The organism is Lysinibacillus sp. GbtcB16 (genome assembly GCF_019091145.1).
GTDB lineage: Bacteria > Bacillota > Bacilli > Bacillales_A > Planococcaceae > Lysinibacillus > Lysinibacillus fusiformis.
The window spans coordinates 1-527 of record NZ_JAGXJV010000114.1; the positions used below are offsets into that span (position 1 = coordinate 1).

A 527-nucleotide genomic window follows, 5' to 3' on the forward strand; every position below is an offset into this window, starting at 1 on the left:
TTCACTTGCTTCATTGGATTACCCTCAATCAACACCTCATCAACAAAGAAACGAAACATCACCCGTAAAGTTTTCAGGCGTGTATTAATCGTAGAAGGGGAGAGCCCCACCTTTTTGCAATCATCTGGTTTGTAATTATGGTCTTCAAATTGTACCTTCTCGTTCTTCATAAATACTACGTAGTTGCGGATCACATCGGTCGTAATTGTATCGATATTTCTACTAAGACATTTATAATCTAGAAAATACGTAAAGTATCGAAAGTTTTCTTTATACTGACGCAAAGTATGTTCAGCTCGTCCTTCAGCAACCTTAGCATGGTAGAATTTCTCAAATAAGTCGTCAATCGTATGTGCCATAAATGTCCTTAACTCTTTCTTCACACGTTTTCCTTTACGTTTCGAATCGGTTCTTTCATTATTAGATGTCATAAAAAACCGCGTCCTATTTCGTTTTTGAAAACGAAATAGGACGCGTATAACTTACCCGTTGTAGTCGACCGCCACCCTGCGTCAAGTCAATGTTAA

The 527-nt window shown here is 38.1% G+C and carries 1 protein-coding gene; it reads right to left on the reverse strand.

Annotated elements, in window-relative coordinates; all coding sequences use genetic code 11:
* A partial coding sequence (locus tag KVT27_RS23610) for a phage integrase SAM-like domain-containing protein (protein WP_217582070.1) occupies positions 1-431 on the reverse strand: 431 nt, incomplete at its 3' end.
* Between the last annotated feature and the right edge of the window lie 96 nt (positions 432-527).